The sequence below is a fragment of the Mycobacterium sp. genome (assembly GCF_032159565.1).
Classification (GTDB): domain Bacteria; phylum Actinomycetota; class Actinomycetes; order Mycobacteriales; family Mycobacteriaceae; genus Mycobacterium.
In genome coordinates, this window is sequence record NZ_JAVHWR010000173.1 from 1 (window position 1) to 19,732 (window position 19,732).

General features: G+C 65.5%; 21 protein-coding genes. 12 read left to right on the forward strand and 9 right to left on the reverse strand.

Annotated elements, in window-relative coordinates; genetic code table 11:
• The first annotated feature begins 485 nt into the window (after positions 1 to 485).
• The 4 genes from QOC76_RS22955 (at position 486) to QOC76_RS22970 (ending at position 2,433) form a co-directional block, all read left to right on the forward strand.
• Positions 486 to 800 (forward strand): hemophore-related protein, encoded by a 315-nt coding sequence (locus QOC76_RS22955; RefSeq protein WP_526360823.1) that lies wholly within the window; start codon positions 486 to 488, stop codon positions 798 to 800.
• 12 nt (positions 801 to 812) lie between these two features.
• Positions 813 to 1,112, forward strand: a complete 300-nt coding sequence (locus QOC76_RS22960; RefSeq protein ID WP_526360720.1) for a hypothetical protein — start codon at positions 813 to 815, stop codon at positions 1,110 to 1,112.
• Between the two features lie 171 nt (positions 1,113 to 1,283).
• Positions 1,284 to 1,637 (forward strand): VOC family protein, encoded by a 354-nt coding sequence (locus tag QOC76_RS22965; protein WP_526360722.1) that lies wholly within the window; start codon positions 1,284 to 1,286, stop codon positions 1,635 to 1,637.
• Positions 1,638 to 1,686: 49 nt separating this feature from the next.
• Positions 1,687 to 2,433, forward strand: coding sequence for a class I SAM-dependent methyltransferase (locus QOC76_RS22970; protein ID WP_526360724.1), 747 nt, complete (start codon positions 1,687 to 1,689; stop codon positions 2,431 to 2,433).
• 125 nt (positions 2,434 to 2,558) lie between these two features.
• Here the strand turns inward: QOC76_RS22970 and QOC76_RS22975 are convergent, their stop codons facing one another.
• Entirely contained in the window at positions 2,559 to 2,996 is a 438-nt protein-coding gene (locus tag QOC76_RS22975; protein WP_526360726.1) for a hypothetical protein, read from the reverse strand.
• A complete protein-coding gene (locus QOC76_RS22980; protein ID WP_526360728.1) occupies positions 2,983 to 3,360 on the reverse strand; it encodes an HNH endonuclease signature motif containing protein in 378 nt (125 codons plus the stop codon). The genes QOC76_RS22975 and QOC76_RS22980 overlap by 14 nt, the downstream gene beginning before the upstream one ends.
• Before the next feature lie 202 nt (positions 3,361 to 3,562).
• Here QOC76_RS22980 and QOC76_RS22985 point away from each other — a divergent pair, with 202 nt between their 5' ends.
• A complete protein-coding gene (locus tag QOC76_RS22985) occupies positions 3,563 to 4,642 on the forward strand; it encodes an LmeA family phospholipid-binding protein (protein ID WP_526360825.1) in 1,080 nt (359 codons plus the stop codon).
• Positions 4,643 to 4,648: 6 nt separating this feature from the next.
• Here the strand turns inward: QOC76_RS22985 and QOC76_RS22990 are convergent, their stop codons facing one another.
• Both QOC76_RS22990 and QOC76_RS22995 read right to left on the reverse strand, forming a co-directional pair.
• Positions 4,649 to 5,149 carry a nitroreductase/quinone reductase family protein gene (locus tag QOC76_RS22990; RefSeq protein ID WP_526360730.1) on the reverse strand — a complete coding sequence of 167 codons (501 nt, stop codon included), beginning with the start codon at positions 5,147 to 5,149 and terminating at the stop codon, positions 4,649 to 4,651.
• A gap of 143 nt (positions 5,150 to 5,292) precedes the next feature.
• Positions 5,293 to 5,988, reverse strand: coding sequence for a guanylate cyclase (locus QOC76_RS22995; RefSeq protein WP_526360732.1), 696 nt, complete (start codon positions 5,986 to 5,988; stop codon positions 5,293 to 5,295).
• 27 nt (positions 5,989 to 6,015) lie between these two features.
• Here QOC76_RS22995 and QOC76_RS23000 point away from each other — a divergent pair, with 27 nt between their 5' ends.
• Positions 6,016 to 6,177 carry a hypothetical protein gene (locus tag QOC76_RS23000; protein WP_526360734.1) on the forward strand — a complete coding sequence of 54 codons (162 nt, stop codon included), beginning with the start codon at positions 6,016 to 6,018 and terminating at the stop codon, positions 6,175 to 6,177.
• A gap of 75 nt (positions 6,178 to 6,252) precedes the next feature.
• Here QOC76_RS23000 and QOC76_RS23005 read toward each other — a convergent pair whose 3' ends face one another.
• Complete coding sequence (locus QOC76_RS23005; RefSeq protein ID WP_526360736.1) at positions 6,253 to 7,041, reverse strand: adenylate/guanylate cyclase domain-containing protein; 789 nt, start codon at positions 7,039 to 7,041, stop codon at positions 6,253 to 6,255.
• A gap of 25 nt (positions 7,042 to 7,066) precedes the next feature.
• Between QOC76_RS23005 and QOC76_RS23010 the strand changes: the two genes are divergently transcribed.
• Complete coding sequence (locus QOC76_RS23010; protein ID WP_526360738.1) at positions 7,067 to 8,020, forward strand: hypothetical protein; 954 nt, start codon at positions 7,067 to 7,069, stop codon at positions 8,018 to 8,020.
• Between the two features lie 105 nt (positions 8,021 to 8,125).
• Here QOC76_RS23010 and QOC76_RS23015 read toward each other — a convergent pair whose 3' ends face one another.
• Together QOC76_RS23015 and QOC76_RS23020 are read right to left on the reverse strand one after the other, a co-directional pair.
• A complete protein-coding gene (locus QOC76_RS23015) occupies positions 8,126 to 8,500 on the reverse strand; it encodes a nuclear transport factor 2 family protein (protein WP_526360740.1) in 375 nt (124 codons plus the stop codon).
• Complete coding sequence (locus tag QOC76_RS23020) at positions 8,497 to 9,924, reverse strand: purine-cytosine permease family protein (RefSeq protein ID WP_526360742.1); 1,428 nt, start codon at positions 9,922 to 9,924, stop codon at positions 8,497 to 8,499. Before QOC76_RS23020 ends, QOC76_RS23015 begins: the two co-directional genes overlap by 4 nt.
• Before the next feature lie 130 nt (positions 9,925 to 10,054).
• Between QOC76_RS23020 and QOC76_RS23025 the strand changes: the two genes are divergently transcribed.
• The 3 genes from QOC76_RS23025 (at position 10,055) to QOC76_RS23035 (ending at position 14,472) form a co-directional block, all read left to right on the forward strand.
• The gene (locus QOC76_RS23025) at positions 10,055 to 10,705 is read left to right on the forward strand and encodes a TetR/AcrR family transcriptional regulator (RefSeq protein WP_526360744.1); all 651 of its coding nucleotides are present in this window, start codon (positions 10,055 to 10,057) and stop codon (positions 10,703 to 10,705) included.
• Between the two features lie 106 nt (positions 10,706 to 10,811).
• A complete protein-coding gene (locus QOC76_RS23030) occupies positions 10,812 to 13,430 on the forward strand; it encodes a helix-turn-helix transcriptional regulator (RefSeq protein WP_526360746.1) in 2,619 nt (872 codons plus the stop codon).
• Between the two features lie 328 nt (positions 13,431 to 13,758).
• Positions 13,759 to 14,472 (forward strand): TMEM165/GDT1 family protein, encoded by a 714-nt coding sequence (locus tag QOC76_RS23035; protein WP_526360827.1) that lies wholly within the window; start codon positions 13,759 to 13,761, stop codon positions 14,470 to 14,472.
• A gap of 92 nt (positions 14,473 to 14,564) precedes the next feature.
• Here the strand turns inward: QOC76_RS23035 and QOC76_RS23040 are convergent, their stop codons facing one another.
• Positions 14,565 to 17,522, reverse strand: coding sequence for an aminotransferase (locus QOC76_RS23040; protein WP_526360748.1), 2,958 nt, complete (start codon positions 17,520 to 17,522; stop codon positions 14,565 to 14,567).
• Positions 17,519 to 18,406, reverse strand: coding sequence for an alpha/beta fold hydrolase (locus QOC76_RS23045; RefSeq protein ID WP_526360750.1), 888 nt, complete (start codon positions 18,404 to 18,406; stop codon positions 17,519 to 17,521). Before QOC76_RS23045 ends, QOC76_RS23040 begins: the two co-directional genes overlap by 4 nt.
• Before the next feature lie 107 nt (positions 18,407 to 18,513).
• Here QOC76_RS23045 and QOC76_RS23050 point away from each other — a divergent pair, with 107 nt between their 5' ends.
• Together QOC76_RS23050 and QOC76_RS23055 are read left to right on the forward strand one after the other, a co-directional pair.
• Positions 18,514 to 19,119, forward strand: coding sequence for a TetR/AcrR family transcriptional regulator (locus QOC76_RS23050; RefSeq protein WP_526360752.1), 606 nt, complete (start codon positions 18,514 to 18,516; stop codon positions 19,117 to 19,119).
• An 86-nt stretch (positions 19,120 to 19,205) separates the two neighbouring features.
• The gene (locus tag QOC76_RS23055; RefSeq protein WP_526360754.1) at positions 19,206 to 19,679 is read left to right on the forward strand and encodes a VOC family protein; all 474 of its coding nucleotides are present in this window, start codon (positions 19,206 to 19,208) and stop codon (positions 19,677 to 19,679) included.
• Positions 19,680 to 19,732 lie beyond the last annotated feature (53 nt).

Genomic DNA, 19,732 nt, shown 5'->3' on the forward strand with positions numbered 1-19,732 from the left:
TGGGCCGGTCGGCGGACAAACCTCAGTGGGGGCGATGCCACGCTCCTATCAAGTCACGCCGGCCGGTCCTTCACACCTGATGCCGACAAAACGCATGCACGCCAACCCGAAGGCGGCACCGATGCTAGGAGCCAGACACCAGGTGCAAAGGATCCAACCACCGCGATAGCGGCAATCTCACCCTGACACTGACGCGATGGTAGGCACTGAGATTCCAGGTGCCCACATCGTCGGCCATGATCATGACGATGTTCGGCTTCTTCTGATCTGCCATCGATCCATGCTCCCCGCTCAGATGATCGGGCGCTTGGTCGGGGCGCGAGGCCGACCCTACGCCGTGGACTGGGCCGAAGTGGCAGGACGCCGAATCGTTACGTGGTTAGCTTCGCGGGTCGATGGTCGTCCGATCACCGAGTGAGGGAGTTTCCATGTTGGTGTCAGGACGTATCCAGCGCATCACAGCAGTCGGGGTGATCGCTGGCGCAATGCTATTCGGTGGCACCGCATTTGCCTCCGCAGAACCAGGACCCCCCGTACCGCCGCCGAACTGCACGGCTGGTGACCTCGCGGTCGCCTCGGGCACCGTCGGAACGGCGATGGGCGATTACCTGTTCAGCCACCCCGACGTGAATGACTTCTTCACCAGCCTGCGAGGCCAACCGAATGAACAGATTCACGACCGTGTCCAGACCTACATGGACGCGCACCCACAAACCGAATCGGAGATCAACGGAATCCGCCAGCCGCTGACTGATCTTCGCAGCCGCTGCGACCTCGCCGCCACGCCCATGGGTGCTTAGGAGATGTGCACGATGACTCGCGGAAAGCGGTCATGGACCGCCACGGCAGCAACTGCATTGGCCATCGCCGCCATCCCCAGCGCGATACTCATCATCCAAACGCCCGGTGTCGCTATTGCTGATGTATGCGCCAGCGGCGGGGGACCACGGGTCCAGGTGAGCGGCTGCGCCAACATCGCCGACGCCGTCGCGCCCTATGTTCCACCGCCCGCGTACTACGCGCCAATGCCCTACGACCCGCCGCCACCAGTTAACGTCAACGCATGCGTGAGCTATAACGGCAGACGGGTCAACGCCGCCGCCTGCAACTGAACCGACGCTCCTCGCCCTTTACCGTGGTGGTGAGGGGTGGGGGGTGTGCCCTGATCGGCTTACGGGAGACGCCTTGCACGGCCAGCGCCGGCTCTCTCTCCCTGCCTTCAGGGATCGCACCCCGTAGCGCTAAGACGGCTGCCGTCAGTGAAGTGCATCTGAGGAGAAACCATGCGCGCCAAACGCATCACCGCCAACCTTCGAGTGTCGGACATCGACGCGGTCAAGAGTTTCTACACGGACTTCTTAGGGCTGAGCACCGAAGAGTTCAACATGGGATGGGTGGCCCGCTACACGTCGCCCGACACCGGAGCGAACGTCCAGCTGGTGACCAAAGATGCAACAGCCGCCGAAGACTCGGTCATCTCCGTCCACACCGATGACATCGAAGCTGCCTACGAAGAGGCCAAAGAACACGGCTTCGAAATCGTGCACCCGCTGTCAACCGAAGCGTGGGGTGTGCGTCGATTCCTGGTCCGCGCACCAGATGGCAACGTCATCAACGTCGTCTATCACCGAGAGTGATTCCGTCATCGCGCAAAAAATGACTCAACCGGCGACGTAGCATTCGTTGGTGAGCTTTGTCGTCTCGCCGGACGCCTATGCACGTTTCATGGGCCGGTACGCCGAGCCTCTTGCGGGGGTCTTCGCGGCGTTCGCCGGAGTCGGTGTTGGCGACAAAGTCCTCGATGTCGGTTGTGGGCCGGGCGCTCTGACGGCGCATCTGCTGTCGGTCGGAGCCGAGGTCGCAGCGATCGATCCTTCGCCGCCGTTCGTTGACGCGATCCGTACGCGCTTTCCCGAGGTTGAGGTCTGTCGAGGGACGGCGGAGGAATTGCCTTACGACACCGCCGCTTTCGACCTGGCGCTCGCGCAACTGGTGGTGCACTTCATGTCGGACCCAGTGGTCGCAGTCAGGCAGATGGCGCGCGTGACCCGGCGTGGCGGTGTCATCGCGGCATGTGTGTGGGACGGGCCGACCGGAGCGCTGGCGCCTTTCTGGGATGCGGTACACGTGATCGATCCTGACGCCGAAGATGAAGCACTTCTCTCGGGTGCGGAGACGGGGCTTCTGACTGAACTGTTCGTAGAGGCCGGACTGCGCGATGTGCAAGAGGAATCCATCGCAGTCGAGCTCGTTCATCCGACCTTTCAGGAGTGGTGGGAGCCCTACACATTCGGGGTCGGTCCTGCTGGTGACTACGTCCAGCGACTCGATGACGATGGTCGCGATCGGCTCGAATCGGTGGCTCGCGAACGTCTGGGCAGTGGCCCGTTCACCGTTACCGCAACGGCGTGGGCCGCCCGCGGGGTGGTGTGATCATTCGCCGCTGGTGGCCGCCGACGTTCAGAAACTAGTGCCGGACTTGCTCGTACGCCGCTTCGCGTTGCGTCAACATTTGATGACGGCTTGCAAAAGGACACCGCCGATGCGACTTCCGGACGTCAGAACATCGGACCGCTCGACGACCGGGAGTCGCCGGGACCCGACAGAAGCGTCGCCACTCCTTCGAACGGACCCATCTCGAACCCCTGCCAGCGGATCCCGGCACTGAAGACCGGTTCGGAGTCGGGCGTGGCCTCCGGTCGAATCTCGTAGGCCACCGTGACATCGAAGTCACCCGATCTGCGGACGTTCCAGCCGGTGATCTGCAGAGGGAGGTCGGCCGCACGGATCCGCTGCGGGTATTTCACCGTCGCCTCCACCAACGATGGCCATATGTTCGCGTCGAACCAACCGAGAAATCCCCAGAAGCAGGGTTCCTCGATGAGCTTGATCACTGCGACACCGTCGAGGGACCAGGCCCGGTCGTAGTCACTTATTCGCGGATATACCTGTCCGACGTGGAACACAGGCATTTCACCGTCGTCAGATCCTGTCATTCATTTCTCCCTTTTCGCGGTCGGTGGCCAAGACCCGTTTGATCTCGGCCTGCCGAAGCAGGAATCCACGTTCGTCGAGCTTCTTGCGCCGCATCCAGCTGGTCACCTCGGTGTTGCACTTGCTCGTATTGCATGAGCGGCAGCTCGGTACGACGTTGTCGATCACATATCGGCCGCCGCGCGAAATGGGCAGTACGCAATCCTTCTGAAGCGAAGTCCCTACGGCACCGCAGTAGGCGCAGCCAGCCCATGCCGCCTTCAGTGCGCTCCACTGGGTGTCGGTGAGGTCGTGCACTTTCGCAGCGATACGTCGCCTGCGGCGGCGCGAATACCGCACCGCGCGCGACGGTCTCTGCGACGGCATGGGCCGAATTATCGCGGTGACGGCTGTATTCAGGCGCGTGGCGTTCGGCGTGTCGTGGTGTGACTACCTGGATTGCGTCCTGTTGCCGGTTCCTGCCCGTCGCCCCGAGCGTCAGAGGCTGGCAGACGTCGGGCCAGCAGTACTCCTGTTCGCGACCGCCTTGATCCGGATTACCGCGAGGTATCCAGCGTGATGAGGCAGAATCGCGCAGGTGACCACGCCGCCGCCGCCGCAACGGCCGGGGCAGCCCGGCCGGCAGGGCAGGGGAGATCCGCACCAGGATCCTGCAACGCGACGGCTTCAGCGCCCGGCCCGGCCGCCTGAACCGCCCGAACCGCCGACCGAGCAGATCCGTGCGCGGAGACAACCTGCCGATGCGGCGCCGACTGAGAGGTTCCGACCGCCACCGCCGGCGCCGCCTTCGGGTGGCCCGCCGCTGCAGCCTCCCGCCGGTGGCCTGCCACCGCCACCACCGCGCGGCACCCCGCCACCACCGCCGCCGCCTGCCGCAACGCCGCCCCAAGACATTGAGCCACCGGCAGCCACGAAGCGGCGGGGCAGGGGTTTCTTCAACAAAACGTCGATCATCCTGATCGCGGTCATCATCGTCGCGCTGGTGACAGGCGGCCTGGCCGGCGCCGAGCTCTACGCCCGCCACCGCGCCGACGGCGTGCTCGTGGAAGTTGCCGAATGCGTCGTTCGCGACGGCGTCACGATCTCGTACGGAGTGAACCCGCCATTCCTGTGGCAGCACATCACCGGCCACTACACCAACATCTCGGTCACCACTGCCGGGCACAATGTCCAGGACGCGACGGGCATGACGGCCGACGTGACCGTCTCGGATGTCCGATTGCGGGATACCGGTGACTCCAAAGGCACGATCGGATCGCTGACCGCGACACTCGATTGGAAATCCGCCGGTATCAAGGACACCTTGGCGGCCAACCTGCCGGCGGTCGGCAACCTGATCACCGGTGTGCGCACCGACCCTGCGGCAGGCACCATCGTCGTCGACGCCGGCGACAACAGCGTCACGGCCAAACCCGTTGTCACCGAAGGTGATCTGAACCTCGAGGTGCTCGATGTCACCGGGCCGCTGCCGAAAGATGCGGTGCAGTCGGCGCTCAACGACCTGACCAAGAAGCTGAATGACAACTATCCGCTCGGAATCCACGCCGACAGCGTCGAAGTGACCGACGCCGGTGTCGTCGGGAAGTTCTCGAGCCAAGACGCGTCGATTCCCAAGGAGAACGCGAACGCCTGCTTCGCGAGGCTGTAGGAACGTCTATCGCGCGATCAGGCGGAAGACCGGAATCGTGCGTCCAACGGCCGCCGTTTTGACGAGGTAATCGCTCCATCCCGCATACACCTGCTGGGCAAGTCCATACAGGCGGTCGTGCTCGGCGGGATCGGTGACTTCGGTTGCGATGAAGGGTTCGTCGCCGAATTCACATTGCGGGTTGGCCTTCAGGTTGTAGTACCACTGCGGATGTTTGGGTCCGCCGTAGTTGGAGGCCGTCAGGATCGGGTCGGCTCCATCGTGGAAGTAGGTCAGCTGATGCTCACGCCGCTGACCCGATTTGGCGCCCGTCGTGACCAGCGGAGCGGTCGACGCCCCGCCGAGAACCCACGGGTAACGACCGCCCGTCGCGCGGAACAACCACGGGTCGATGCGAGGAAAGACGTGATGGGCCATGAACTGTCCCTGCCGCGAGCGGCTCCACGTTTCCAAGGCCTTGTACCAGCGGCCGTGCTTCTTGTGCGGATCCACATAGTGCAGTGGCATGTGCGGACCATAGTCCCGCTCAAACGGGTGACGACCCGATTCGTCAACTCAGTGACTGGGGAGGGCGCTCCCCGCTACCACCTGGACGTGCAGCGGCAGGAAGATGACGGAAAGCTATCGCATCGGGCCCGTCTGAACATGGGTTAACCGAGTACGACGGCGATCTCGTCGCTCAGTGTGTAGCCCTCGGCCAACGGCAGGGTGTCACCGCTCCAGAATTTGCCGGGGTCGAACCAGCTGGAGTGCTTCTCGGTGATCAGCAGCCCCGTCTCCTCATAGGTGATGGCGACGGTCTCGGCGCAGTACGCCGTCTCCAACCCGGCCTTGCGTTCGTCGGCTCTCCGGCGTCGGGCGGACTCGCGAATCCGCCTGTCCAAGAACGGGATACCTCTAGTCCAGTCGCTCGTCGTCGGCACGCGGCCGCGAAACCATCGTCCCGTCAGCCGTGCCGTGCTCGGAAACGGCGTGCCGTCCATTCGCGCGATGACCTTGAGCACCTGGTCTTCCTGGTCGCGGGTCGCATCCGGGGTGAGTTGACGCAGCCAGCACCGCTGCCCGTAGCTGTTGATCCAGCGCTCGACCGCGGCCCGTGCATCATTGAGCTGAACACCGCGGTGGTGGGTGCCCGTCCACATGTCTTGCAGCTTGTCGCCGAGTTCGGCGTGCCACATCAACGGCGGCAGGTCGTCGATCGCGACGGTCATCCCGACATGGTTGACCGGGGCGTTGGTCATCGTCTGGATAGCGCGGTCCGGGCGGGAGTCGCCGCGGAACAGCCAGATGTCACCGGTGCGGGTCTCATTGAGGGCGCGGTCGAGGGTGACCGTGTTCGCATCCACGAGGGCAGCTTAGGCACACTGACGGGCATGCACAGCATCTGGAAGTGGGTTGGACTGGCCGGTGCCGCCGGAGTCGTCGCCGGTGGCGTCCTGGTCGCGCGCGATCAGCGGCGTCGCAATTCCTACACGCCCGACGACATCCGGGCCAAGCTGCACCAGCGGTTGGCCGAGACCGAAAAGAAGGCTTAGCGAAGCGGGTTCGCGGCGATCTCGCCCGGCTTGGTGCGTTCAGTGCCGAGGCGCTCGGATTCGTCCCATTGGGGGTTAGGCGGGTTCGACCGCGTACAGCCTGTGCTTGCCTGAAAAGCCCTTCAACTCGACGTCTTGGCCGTCATCGAAGCCGATTCCGTCCTTGCCGCCGACCGACTCTCGTACCGGTTCGCTGACCAGTGTCTGGCCCCCGTCGGCTTGTCCGGCGACCCTCGCCGCCATCGCGACATTGCGGCCGAACAGGTCGTCGCCGCGCCGCACCGACTTGCCCGTGTGGATGCCGATGCGTACCCGGATTCCGTTGGGCCGCTTACTGAGTGCGCGTTGCACGTCAATGCTGCACCGCACCGCTTGCTCCGGATCGGCGAAGGCGACCATGAACCCGTCGCCCTGACTCTTGACCACGTGACCCCGATGGCTCTGCACGTGCCGTCGTATCAGCTTGTCATGTCTGCCGATCAGACGGACCCATGCCCGGTCGCCAATGCGTTCGTTGAGCGCCGTCGACTCCTCGATGTCGGAGAACAGAATCGCCACATTCCCATCGGGGGCCAGCCGAGCCAGGTCGGGCCGCTCCACCTCGGCCCAGTCGGCGAGGTCCTCGATCGATGAGCGGACGGCAGCGCCGAAGCCCTCCTTGCGGATGATGTTCGCCGTCTGCCACATCGTCTTCACGGCCTCGCGACCGCCGGACAACAGCATGTTGCGGGTGTCGACGCGGCCGCGTAACTCGTCGGCCTCGCGACGCGCGCGGGTCAGCCGCCCCCAAAGGACGACGACCACGACGGCTTCTGCGACGGCGACGGCCGCCAGGACGTAGGCGGCGATCTGCACTCCGGTCACCGCCTAAGTATTGGATGCTGGTCCGGTGAAGCCTTACCCGCCCTATTACGAGAGCAGGTTCATCCGCGCGAACGACCCCGATCGCGCGCGGGCGCTGTGGATGCGCTCGACCCTGCTGCTGCCGACATCAGGCGCACCCGTCGCCGACTCCTGGGTGATGGTCTTCGACCCCGACGGCTCCGGTAACCGGGCGCTCAAACAGCCGTATCCGATCGACCAGTCCGACTACCACTACGACACGTGGTCCGCCCGGATCGGCGCCACGTCCATCGACGACTGGTCGGTATGCGGGTCGATCGGCGGTAGCGGCCGGTCGGCGCGGTGGAATGTACAGATCACGCCGGGCGACGAGGCGCCGGTCAAACTGCTGACCGACCGGGGCTACAAGGCGAAGTTCCCGACCGCCAAGACCATGGTTCGCCACCCGCTCGCGCGGTTCGACGGCAGCGTCGAACTCGACGACGTGAGCCTGCAGTTGGACGGCTGGACCGGCAGCGTCAACCACAACTGGGGCCGTCGCCATACCCCTGCCTACGCGTTCGGTCAGGTGTGCGGGTTCGACGGGGCGCCGCGGTCGAGCCTGGAGGTCGTGACCGCACATGCGGCCGTCGGTCCGATCTCGCTTCCCGCGGCCACGCTTCTGGTGCTGCGCCATGACGGGCGGGAGGTCGCCGTGCGCTCGGTGCTGGCGACCCGCCACACGCGCGGCGAGTACCGGCCGTTCAGCTGGTCGTTCGGCGCCCGCGTCGACGATGTGACCCTGGACGGAGAGATCACCGCGCAGCCGCGTGAGGTCATCGGGTTGACCTATACCGACACCGACGGAGAGTCGAAGTACTGCTACAACTCCGCGCTCGCAACATGTCTGATCCAGCTGTCCGGCAGCGGATTTGCGACGACAGAACTCACCGCCACCCGCCGCGCGATGTTCGAGGTAATGACCGACACCCGCAACGGCTCGGTGCCGCTGCTGACTTAGATTTCTCGGCGAGCAGACGCTAAATCGCGTGCTTCGATGCCATTTCGTGCGAGTTTGCGTCTGCTCGCGCAGGAAGGTGTCGCGCCAGGGAGGTGACCAGCCCGACTAGCCGAACGCGCTGGTGATCGTCGCCATGTCAAAGTAGTCCCGCCACGCTTTGATCCGGCCGTTCTCGATTTCGAAGACCCCGGTGACGGGAAGTGGTATCGGCTCGCCGCCTTTGCGCCGCATGACATCGGTGCGCTCATTCATCACCAGGTCGCCGTCACTGACCTGCCTGTGCACCTGAAAATCAATGCCGTCGAAGCCGACCACGAAGCCCGCGATGAACTGCTCGATTGCGTCGCGGCCCTGCACCGGTTCCATCGGAATATTGTGATAGACGGCGTCTTCGGTGAAGTAGCCGGCCAATTCCTCCGGATCGGGCGTTGCCCACTTCGCACAGAATTCGGTGACCAGGTCGTCAGCTGAGCTTGTCATTCCTCGATGAAACTCATCGAGGCGAAGTAAATCAACCCCGCCAGGACGGCCGACCCGATGGTGCTCAGGTCGACGCCACCGGCGATGCCGGCCAGCGGCCCGACATACAGCGTGGTGTTCACCGACAGCAGCCCGAAGGTGGCGCCGACCACCCAAGCGGTGACCGCAGGCATGTTCCAGCCGCCGGTGAACCAGTACCGGCCACCGCGCCGACCATCTGCGAACGCCTGAAGGTCAACGGGGTCATAAGATTTCGTGCGCAGCGCTCCAATCGCGAGGATCGCCACCCACGGCGTGATGACGGCGTTGAGTGCCACGGTCATCGCGGTGACCGAATCGATGGCGTCGAACACGAACACCCCGACGTAGAGCAGTGCGATGGCGACAGCGGCGGTGATGATCGTGGTCTGCGTCCGCTTCAGCCGGGGCGCCAGGCCCTCAAGGTCCAGGCCGCTGGCATAGACGCACAGCACGCCCTGGCTCATGCCGCCGAACAGCGAGATCACCACGATGGGCAGGACATACCAGGTGGGGGAGGCGGCGACGAGATCGTCGATGTAGGAGTCGGTCGGGTTCGCGAACGTCATCGCGGTGAAGGCGCCGAACAGACTGGGCAGAAGCACACCGACGAACATGCCGACGCCGAGGGCTGTGCAGATCTGCTTGTCGCTGAACCGGATCGACGATATGCGCCGCGTGTAGTCGCCGATGGTCGGTCCGTAGGAGATGGGTGCGGCCGCGAAGAGCACCGCCGACAGCGCCCACGTCTGCCAGAAGCCGCCCAATGCGTACTCGCCGCCGGGCGCGCCGGGGGCGAATCCGTCCGCGAACGCGAACACGCCGAGGATCATCAGCCCGCCGACGACGGGCACGACGATCTTCTGGATGGCGACGATGGTGGCGTGGCCGTACAGCGCCACGGTGACCATCAGCGCAGCCACGGCGGCGTACGCCACGGCGTGGATGATGTCGCTCTCCGGTGTCCCGAGCAATCGGTGGCCCGCGGCGACGAGGGCGTCACCGCTGGTCCACACCGTGACCGCCGCGAACCCGAGGGCGATCGCCAAGGCCAGCCCTGACCCGATGAACCGGCCTCGGATGCCGAAGAAGGCACCGCTGGAGACGGTCATGTTGGTACCGGTGCGCGGGCCGACGATCGCGGTGGGCAGCACGGCCAAAGTGCCGATGGCAGTGCCGACGGCCATCGAGGTGAGCGTCTGCCAGAAGCTGAGGCCGAACAGGATCGCAAAGGCACCGAAGACCACGTTGGTCCAGGTCAGGTTGGCGCCGAGGAACACCGCGGCCAGGTTCCGGGGTCCGGAGTCGCGGGCGTCTTCGGGCAGGTATTCGACACCGGCCGCTTCGACCATGCCGATGCGGTCTTCGGAGAGCTCGGTGGCGGGCGCCGGAAGTGTTGCGGTCATGAGCTGCTCGCTTCGAGTTGTTGAGGGGTAGTTCAATAGTGTTGATGTAGTGTTCAATAAGAATCGGCATTCGTCAATAGGGGGACAGAAATTGAGCGTGCACTCCGCTTCCTCGCGCCAGCGCTCGTCAGTGTCCGTTGCTTCCTCGCGCCAGCGCTCGTCAGTCGAGGTGCGGGACGCCAAGCGGAAGCTTCCTGCCGAACGCCATGGTGAGTTGCTGGCCAAGGCCGTTTCGATCAGTGCCGCCGAGGGCTTGTCCGCGGTGACACTGCGTCGCGTCGCCACCGATCTGGGCGTGACACCGGGCCTGGTCAGCCACTATTTCTCATCGGCGGAACAGCTCATCACCGCCGCCTTCAGGACGGCCGCCGTAGCCGATCTGACCGAGGCACAGTCACGAATTGCGGCGGCCGAGACGCCGACCGCCAAGATGGACGCCCTGATGGACTATGTGCTCGACGAGTCCAGCGAGGACGCCAGCGCTTTATGGCTCGAGGCATGGAGCCTGGGTCGGAGGAACGTGGCGTTGGCCGCTGAGGCCAACGCGTTGACCGACGAGTGGCTCGAGTGCATAGCCGACATCGTTCGATCCGGCGTCGGCGCCGGTGAGTTCCATGTGGCGGATGCCGATGTCGCCGCGCGCAGACTGTTGACGATGATCGACGGCCTCGGTGCGCAGATGGTGGTGCGGGCGGTTCCGGCAGGCGAGGCCAAACACATCGCGCGGTCGTACTTCGTGTCCGAACTGGGCATCGGCGTCTCCAATCGAGCGAACCGCTGATTGCGTCGTCAATCACCCGATCTCGTCGACCGTTGAGACCTATGCTTAGCGTGTAAAACAGTTCATGACCGGCGGAGGGGCGCATGGCCGGTGCGGAGGCGTTGAAATGACCAGCGATCTGCTGACGGGTCGCGACAGCGAACTTGGCGCGATTCGTCGTGCGCTGAGCGGGACGGGGAACTACTCCGGCGTCGTGATCTGCGGTGCGGCGGGTGTCGGCAAGACCCGCCTCGCGCGCGAGGTACTGGCGCGCGCCCAAGCCGCCGGTGAGCGGACCAATTGGATCACCGGAACCGAATCCGCCCGCCCGCTGCCGTTGGGTGCGTTCACCGGGTCTATTACCGATCCGACCTCAGGGACGATGCCCGACGTCGGCCGTCTCATCAATTCCTTTGTCGCTCAACAACGTCAAGGCAAGGTGCTGATCGGCGTCGACGATGCGCACCTCCTCGACGGGTTGTCGGCCCATGTCGTGCATCAGCTTGCGCAGACGCGTGGTCCGCGACTTGTGGTCACCATGCGTACGGGGGAGGCCGAACCCGACGCCGTGACGGCGTTGTGGAAGGACGGGCTGCTGGCGCGCCTCGATCTCGAGCCGCTTTCGGAGGCCGGAACGCGCAGCCTGATCGAGTCCACTTTGGACGGCGCTGTGGACGCCCGCAGCTCGCAACGGTTCTGGAAGCTCACCGGCGGCAACGCCTTGTTCCTGCGACAGCTGGTCACCGATCAGGTTGCGGCAGGGCGGATGCGGCAGGTAGCCGGGGTGTGGATGTGGGACGACCGGGTTGCGGTGTCTCAAAACATCACCGACATGGTCGGTCGCAAACTGGGTGAGCTGAACGAAGGCGTGGCGCTCGTCGTCGACACGCTGTCGCAGTGTGAGCCGCTGGCCGTCGACGTGCTGTGCACAGTGGCCGACCGTTCCGACCTGGAAGCCGCTGAACAGATGCGGCTGGTCACCGTTGAGCGCTCCGGCGACGAACGCATGGCCCGGTTGGCGCACCCGCTCTACGGAGAACTCCGACGGGCCGGCGCCGGCGAGATGTACCTGTCCAGGATTCGCGGCAAGTTGGCGCAGGGCCTCGGTGCGAAGCCCGACGCCGACATGCAATCCACCGTTCGGCGCGCCCTGCTCACCCTCGAGTCGGATCTCCCGCCCGACCCGGACCTCTTCGTCGACGCCGCGCGCTTCGCGATGACGCTGCTGGATCTTGATCTGGCCGATCGGTTCGCCTGCGCGGCGGTGTCGGCGGGAGCCGGTGAAGCGCCCGGCGTCCAGGCGATGAACCTGGTGCTGCGCGGCCGCGGCGACGACGCCGAGAAGTTCCTCAAGGAGATCACCGCCGACGGCCATGAGGACGCCCACCGATGGTCGACCGTGCGGGCGGCCAACCTGATCTGGACGCTCGGCAGGCCCGGCGATGCGGCGGCCATCCTCGAGGGGCTCACCGCCGGTCCGGAAACCCCGACCCAGGCCGCGTCACGTGCTGCGGTTGAAGCGTGCGTCGACGCGGTATACGGCCGCTGCGAACTGGCCGCCGAGAAGGCCACCGCAGCGCTCGACTCGCAGCAACTCGGCGACTTCCACGCCATGATGGCGTCGTTCGCGTTGGTGATGGCGCTCGGTGCGCTTGGCCGAGGCGACGAACTCACGGCCGTCGCCGATCGGGCGCTCGACCGCGCGTCGACGTCCTTCCAGACGGCGCCCCTGCGGTTCTGGTTCGGTGGCGTCTATGCGCGTGCCTGCAGGTTGACCGGACGTATCGACGACTGCGCGAAGGTCGCCAAGCAGATGGCCGACTCCGTGAACGACGTGCCGGGCCTGGCCTACGCGAACCTGGTCTTCCTTTTGGGGCAGTCGGACCTGATGCGGGGAGAGCTGCCCGGCGCGGTGAAGCTTCTGCACGAAGCGCTCGCCGGTGTCGAACATCACGGCATCACAACGGGTTTGCGGCCCGCTACCTGCTTCGCGCTGACCGAGGCGCACGCCAAACTGGGCCAGTCGGCGGAGGCGAATGCGGCGCTCGAGGAAGCGCGTCAGAACGTACCGGACAGCTACGTGTACATGCATACCGCCCTCGCGATCGCGACGGGCTGGTCGCTGGCGGCCGGCGGCTATCTGACCGATGCGGTTGCGACTGTCCGCGAAGCCGCCGTGAAGGCGCGCGACCGCGGCCAGCCGACCCACGAGTTGATCTGCCTGCAGGCGATCGCGCAGTGGGGAGACGCCTCACTGTCGGACAGGGCTCGTCAGCTCGCCGACGAGTTGTCGTTGCCGCTGGCTGATGCCGTCGCCCGCCATGCCGAAGCCCTGGCGGCCAAGGACGGCGAGGGTCTGCTCGCAGCGTCGAACGAGTACCAGGCGCTCGGCGACCGGGCGACGGCCGCCGATGCCGCCTCGCAGGCGGCGGTGGCGTTCTCCCAGAGTCAGTTGCGCAGGCGCAGGTTGTATGCCGCCGCGATCGCCCGGGGGCTGGCCGACGAATGCGGTGGTCTCAGTACGCCCGCGTTGCGGAGCCCGACCGGTCACCCGCTGACCGAGCGGCAACGCGAAATCGTCGAACTGGCCGTCGCCGGTATGTCGAACAAGGACATCGCTAAGCGCCTGGTCATGTCGGTCCGCAGCGTGGAGGGACACCTGTATCGCGCATGCCAGCGGGTGGGCGCCAATTCGCGCGAAGAGCTGGCCGCCATCATCAGGAAAGGCCCGGCCGCGAGCGACTGACCCGAGTTGCCCATACCGGAACTCCGGGGCTGCCACCGATGTTTTACGGGTATCCAAACAATTGCAGCCGGGGGCTCAAACTTATTGCGGCAGAGCGGTTTTGGGTGTGCCCGAGTTGCGCCTGCCGCTGCGGTATGGGTAGCATTAGTTCAGCGAAGGGGAGTAGCCCCCAATTCGGGTGATCGACACACTGGTCCTGCGGGACCCGGTTCCCGAGCCGGCCGAGTTGCCGGTGGGCGAGACCTTCGGCCATACAAACCGTTTGCGGTTGCCGGCCGGAGGATCTGAGAATATCTCCGAACGGCAGCCAGGAACCGAGGAGTTGTTGGTGTTCGCAGCCGTGCTGCTGAGCTTCGCAGTCATATTCGTCGCCGAGTTGGGTGACAAGTCGCAGCTGATGGCGATGACGTTTGCGCTGCGTCACCGCTGGTGGGTGGTGCTCGGCGGGATCACGGTCGCCACCACGGGGGTACACCTGATCTCGGTCGCGGTGGGCCACTACCTGGGTGCCGCGCTGCCGACGCACCTGCTGGGCATCCTCGCCGGTGTGGCGTTCGTCCTGTTCGGATTGTGGACGCTGCGAGGCGACTCGCTGTCCGATGACGAGGCGACGCGCGCGCAACGATCCAGCGCACCGGCGTTCTTCGCCGTCACGTCCGCGTTCCTGCTCGCCGAACTGGGCGACAAGACCATGCTCGCGACGATCACCCTTGCCGCGGACAACGACTGGGTAGGTGTGTGGATCGGTTCCACGCTGGGCATGGTGGCCGCCGATGCGCTCGCCATCCTGGTCGGTGCGATCGCGGGTAAACACCTTCCCGAGCGGTTCATCCAAATCACCGCAGCCGCGCTGTTCGTCGTCTTCGGTGTGTACATGCTCGTCGAGGGCATCTTCCCGGTCGTACCGGCTGTGGCGGTCGCTGCGATCGCGCTTGGTGCCGTGTTGATCATCGGGGCGGTGCTGCGGATACTGCCGGATCGGTTACAGCCGCCGGTGATGCGGGCGAAGCAGTCGCCGACGGCAACTTCTGTTGACGTGTAGCGCCCGCATCTCTTGGCGAGCAGACGCAAAAGTCCGCGTGTCGCACGGCGTGTCAGGTGCTTTTGCGTCTGCTCGCGGTGAAAGGGTGCGCCCTAGAACCCCTCCGTCAGAACGCGGTCCAGGGTGTCGACGTAGAAATCGGCCGCCTCGGGGTCGATGCACAGCGGGGGCTTCGTCTTCAGGATGTTCATCTGGTCGCCGGTGGGCTGAATCACCACGCCGAGTTCGAGCATGCGATTGCAGATCGCCGCGGTTTCCCCGACGGCCGGTTCGAGAGTGCTCCTGTCGCGAACCATCTCGACACCGAGATACAACCCGATGCCGTGCACGGTCCCGATTATCTGGTGTTTCTCTTGCAGCGCTTGCAATCTCGCCTTCAGATGAGCGCCAACCCGCGCGGCGTTCTCCTGCAGTCCTTCGTCGCGAAGCGCGTCGAGGACCGTGATGCCGATCGCACACGACAATGGGCTTCCGCCGGTGGACGAGAAGAAGTAGCCCTGGGCGCGGAACCTGTCGGCGATCTTCCGGCTGGTGATGACCGCGCCGAGCGGAGAACCGTTGCCAGTGGATTTGGCGACCGACACGATGTCGGGGACGACGTTCTGCTGCTGAAAGCCCCAGAACCAGTTGCCAAGCCGGCCGTAAGCAACCTGGACCTCGTCGGCGACCGCCAGGCCGCCCCCCGCGCGCACCGCCGCGTACACCTGCTCGAGGTAGTGATCGGGTAGCGCCATGCCGCCGGCGTTGCCGTACACGGGTTCCGCGATGAAGGCGGCCGGCGCGCGGCCGTCGGCAATCAGACCTTCGATCTGAGTCACCGCCTCGCTCGCATAACGTCCGGCGTCGGCGCCGCGGAACTTGCCGCGGAAGCTGTTGGGCGATTCCACCGTGTGCACCCAGTCCGGGCGCGTGGCAAGCGCATTGGGGTTATCAGCCACCGACGTCGAGACGGCATCCGTTGCGTAGGTCCAGCCGTGGTACGCCTCGCGCACTGCGACGACATCGCGCCTGCCGGTGGCCGTCATCGCCAGGCGCAGCGCGAGATCGCTTGCCTCCGAACCCGAATTGACCAGGAAGACGGTGTCCAGCGGTTCGGGCAGCATGGCCGCCAGCCGCTCGCTGAACTCGACCACCGCCTCGTAGTTGAAGCGGGAATTGGTGTTCAGCTTCCGCAGCTGACGCGCCGCCGTTTCGGCGACGCGCGGATGAGCGTGACCCAGCACCGTGACGTTGTTGACCATGTCGAGATAAGAACGCCCCGCCGTGGATATCAGGAAATGCCGCCAGCCTCGCTCGATCTGCGGCGGCTTGGCGTAGTAGTGCTCCTGCACCTGCGCGAACCTTTCGTCGCGACGCGCCAAAAGGCTATCGGCGGAATGCGTTTCGGGCAGGGCGGGCAGACCGAGCACTTGGCGCGGGTCGCGGCTCAGAGCCAGCCATCCCCTCGACAGTTCCGCGGTCGTCAGCGCAGGTGCACGCGGTGCACCGACGGGCCGCACACCGATCTCGGCCCATCGGCCCGACCGCGCATCGGCGAGCGGATCGCCCGCGCGAAGCCGGGTGCCCGGTGTCGGCACCGGGGCGACACCGGTGAGCGTCAGCTCATAGTCGGCTCCACGGAGCGTGACGCTGTCGTCACTGCCCTCGACCACGTCACCGTCCCACGGCGCCACGGCGCGGATGTCCGCCGCGGGCCAGAGGCCGATGCCCGTCGGCACCACTTCGGGACTGTCGTGGCTCAGTGGTGTGGTCCGGCTCAGGCGCGGCTGCCCGAACCGGGTGATCACCAGAGCGGCGCCGTCATCAACAGCGGCTCTTGCGAATTCGCTCTCGACGTCGGTGCGGAGCCAGCCGCCGGGCACGAACGCCGAGTCGAACGTGTCGGACTGCGATGCCAAGTCCAGCGTCACCACACCTGCCGGGTCGGGGACTTCGATCAGTGGAGTGTCGACGACGACGTCGCGGGGCTCGTCCGCCAGCCCGAGGTCCGCCTTGATCACCGCGGTCATCACGTCGATCGGCATTGATGCCGCCTGCTCGAACATCCGTATCTCGCCGTCGGTCTGCTCGGTGACGTAGGCGTTGTCAGGGTCGAGGGCGGCCTGTTGCGCCCCGCTGACGATCAGCACCGCGGTGCGCAGCACCACCAGCGGCCAGACAACTGCTGCCTCCTCGGCGCTCAACGGACGGATGGCGTGAAACGCCCGGATGCCGGGAAGGATCGACGTCGGATCGCTGCCAACGTGTCCGAGCACAGACGACACCGTGATGGCCAATTCGGACACCGCCCACGTATGCGACAGGTCGCCGAAGTCGATGACGCCATCGGGGTGCGCAGCTTCACCGACGCGACGGGTTGCGACGACGTTGGCATCGGTCAGATCGAGATGCGTCGCTTGCCGGGGCAGGCTCTCGGCCAGCGGGCGGATGCGTAACCAGGCGGCCTCCGTCACTTCCGCGACCGTGGCGCGCCGCGAGGGGTCGGCGACGTGGCAAAGAAGTTGCGTCACAACGTCTGCGCCGTATCGCAAATCCCACTGCAGCGCGCGATCGAGTCCGGGATGCTCGAATCCGACCAGCGCGCGGCTGACTCGACCGGCCACTTCACCGAGGCCCGCGACGGCCGCAGGAGGTAGGTAGCCCGATTCGTAAAGCGTGCCGCCCGGCAGGAAACGCAATAGTCGGATGTACGCGGGCTTGTCGAGCAGCCCGGTGATCACGGTGCACTTGTCGCCGGCGAGGTTGGGCATCGGCACGGCGATGCGCAGCGACGGCTCCGCGTCGGCGACGAGGTCGGCCGCCGCGTCCTGCGCTTCCAATTCCGTTGCATTGAAAGCCGGATTGGCGACCTTGAGCGCACCCACGACGGCGTCCTCGGTGTCGTAGATGAGGAAGTTGCAGTCCTGGTTGCTGCCCAACAGCTTCGCCCGTGCCGTCAACCCGTAGTGCTGCGCGACGATCTGCTCGGCCTGCCCTTCGGTCACCTGAGGGCTGGGCAGCTCAGGTTCTTCGAGGAAGTTGAAGCCGACGGTGCGGCGCGCAGCGTTCACCGGTTTACGAACTGGACCACCACGTCGCTGAACGCGTCGTTGTCGTCGCCGGCAGCGGTATGTCCGGCGTCGGACAGCTCGACGAATTCGGCGTGGCGCACCGTCTCCAGGAAGTGCTTCACACCTTCTTCGCTGACCACGTCGGAAAGCCTCCCGCGGATCAGCAAGATCGGAATGGTCAGGTCGATGGCGGCCTGCTCCAGCTTTTCCTCGCGGACGAACGAATCATCGATGGGCTTGGTCAAAAACGCGGGATCCCAGTGCCAGAACCAGCGCCCGTCGCGGAACCTCAAGTTCTTCTTCAGGCCTTCGGGGCTGCGCGGCTTCTTGCGATGCGGAAGGTACGCGGCCACCACTTCGGCGGCGTCCTCCAGCGACTCGAAGCCGTGGATGCCGCTGGCCATGAAGTCGCGGATGCGGGCGCTTCCGCCCTTCTCGTAGCGCGGCACCACGTCGACGAGCACGAGCTTCGTCACCTTGTCGGGTCCCGCCTCGTCGGCGGCGAGGATGCCCGTCATCCCGCCCATGCTGGCGCCGATCAGGATCACCGGACGGCCGATCTGGTCGATGACCGCCAGCGTGTCGGCGCACAGCGCGTCCACCGAGTAGTTCGCGTCGGGGGCACGATCGCTGTCGCCGTGTCCACGGGAGTCGAGCGCGACGACGTGTAATCCCTCGTCGGCCAGGGTCTGGCTGGTGCCCTTCCAGGAGTACCGGTTCTGCCCGCCCCCGTGCAGGAACAATATGGACGGGCGGTCGGATTCGACGCCCGTGTCCGATGTCGGCGCCGTGGCGGCTCCGCGGTTCCACTCGTCGGCGATCAGCGTGAGCCCGTCGATACCCCGGAACTTCACTGTCTGCATTTCGCTGCGCCTAGTGCTCACCAACGTCCTCTCGGCCAATCCCGGGCCTCACGTTACCCAGGGCAAATACGGCCGTTGGCACATGGTGGCCAAACGGCTGAGAACGCCTATCCCTACAATCTGCGAGCGTGCAGCCCGAGTCGACGAATGCCGATGACCGCCAGGAAATCATCGACGCCGCGTATGGCTGCCTGTCCGAACCGCACAGCGGCCCGATTCCGGTAGCAGCGATCCTCGCCCGCGCCGGCCTGTCCACCAGGGCCTTCTACCGGCACTTCGCATCGAAGGACGAGTTGTTCCTCGCGATGCTGCGGCAGGAGGCGGATGCGTTGACCGGCCGGCTGGACGGCATCGCCGATGAGCTGCCCGGCTCTCCGGCCAAGCAGCTGACGGCGTGGGTGGAGATGATGTTCGACCTGGCGCACGACGCTGAGCTGCGAACGCACTTCACCGTCATCGACTCCGACGAAGTCCGGGCAGCCAAGGGGTATCGGGAGACGCGCGAACGCCTGCACACCGACCGCGAACGCTCGCTGGTGCGGATTCTCGAGCGCGGCCACGACGGCGGCTCGTTTCCGCTGGCGAAGCCGCAACAGGACGCCGTCGCCATCAGCGCGATCGTCAGTCGTGAGCTGACGACGTCGGCGCCCGGCGGTGAGGAGGACCTGCAGCGAGCACGCGCCCGGGTTCTCGACTTCGCGCTACGGGCGTTGGGTGCGCACAAATCCGGCTAGATGAGTTTTGGCGGGCGGCGGAGTCTGCATGGAGTAGCACCACCAGCACCTCATAGCCTCATAGCCTCATGGAAAAGGAAAGCCCAATGCCGGCCATCACCCCTTCGCTGTGGTTCGACGACAACCTCGAGGAAGCCGCGGAGTTCTACACCTCCGTCTTCCCGAACTCCTCGATCGAGTCGTTCGAGCGCTACACCGAAGCCGGGCCTGGAACGCCCGGACATGTCGTCTCAGGCACCTTTGTGCTCGACGGCGCGCGGTTCATCGGAATCAACGGCGGCCCGCACTTCCAGTTCTCCGAAGCGGTGTCGTTCATGGTGCACTGCAAGGACCAAGCCGCGGTCGACTACTACTGGGATCGTCTGATCGACGGCGGCGAGGAGTCGCAGTGCGGTTGGCTCAAGGACCGCTTCGGGTTGAGCTGGCAGATCGTGCCGGATCGGTTGTTCGAACTGACCAGCGATCCAGATCCGGCCCGCGCCGCTGCTGCCACCAAGTCGATGCTCGGGATGCGCAAGATCATCGTCGCCGAGTTGGAAGAAGCGGTCGCTCATACATGAGTCTGGTTCCTCCACTCGCGTTCAAGTTCGCCTCGCTCGGGACTGTTCAGGTG

Excerpts from the sequence above, each read along its gene's own strand:
- QOC76_RS22955 (WP_526360823.1), top strand. The coding sequence starts at position 486 with ATGCTATTCGGTGGCACCGCATTTGCCTCCGCAGAACCAGGACCCCCC.
- QOC76_RS22960 (WP_526360720.1), top strand. The coding sequence starts at position 813 with ATGACTCGCGGAAAGCGGTCATGGACCGCCACGGCAGCAACTGCATTG.
- QOC76_RS22965 (WP_526360722.1), top strand. The coding sequence starts at position 1,284 with ATGCGCGCCAAACGCATCACCGCCAACCTTCGAGTGTCGGACATCGAC.
- QOC76_RS22975 (WP_526360726.1), bottom strand. The coding sequence starts at position 2,996 with ATGACAGGATCTGACGACGGTGAAATGCCTGTGTTCCACGTCGGACAG.
- QOC76_RS22980 (WP_526360728.1), bottom strand. The coding sequence starts at position 3,360 with ATGCCGTCGCAGAGACCGTCGCGCGCGGTGCGGTATTCGCGCCGCCGC.
- QOC76_RS22990 (WP_526360730.1), bottom strand. The coding sequence starts at position 5,149 with ATGCCACTGCACTATGTGGATCCGCACAAGAAGCACGGCCGCTGGTAC.
- QOC76_RS23000 (WP_526360734.1), top strand. The coding sequence starts at position 6,016 with ATGCACAGCATCTGGAAGTGGGTTGGACTGGCCGGTGCCGCCGGAGTC.
- QOC76_RS23015 (WP_526360740.1), bottom strand. The coding sequence starts at position 8,500 with ATGACAAGCTCAGCTGACGACCTGGTCACCGAATTCTGTGCGAAGTGG.
- QOC76_RS23020 (WP_526360742.1), bottom strand. The coding sequence starts at position 9,924 with ATGACCGCAACACTTCCGGCGCCCGCCACCGAGCTCTCCGAAGACCGC.
- QOC76_RS23030 (WP_526360746.1), top strand. The coding sequence starts at position 10,812 with ATGACCAGCGATCTGCTGACGGGTCGCGACAGCGAACTTGGCGCGATT.
- QOC76_RS23055 (WP_526360754.1), top strand. The coding sequence starts at position 19,206 with ATGCCGGCCATCACCCCTTCGCTGTGGTTCGACGACAACCTCGAGGAA.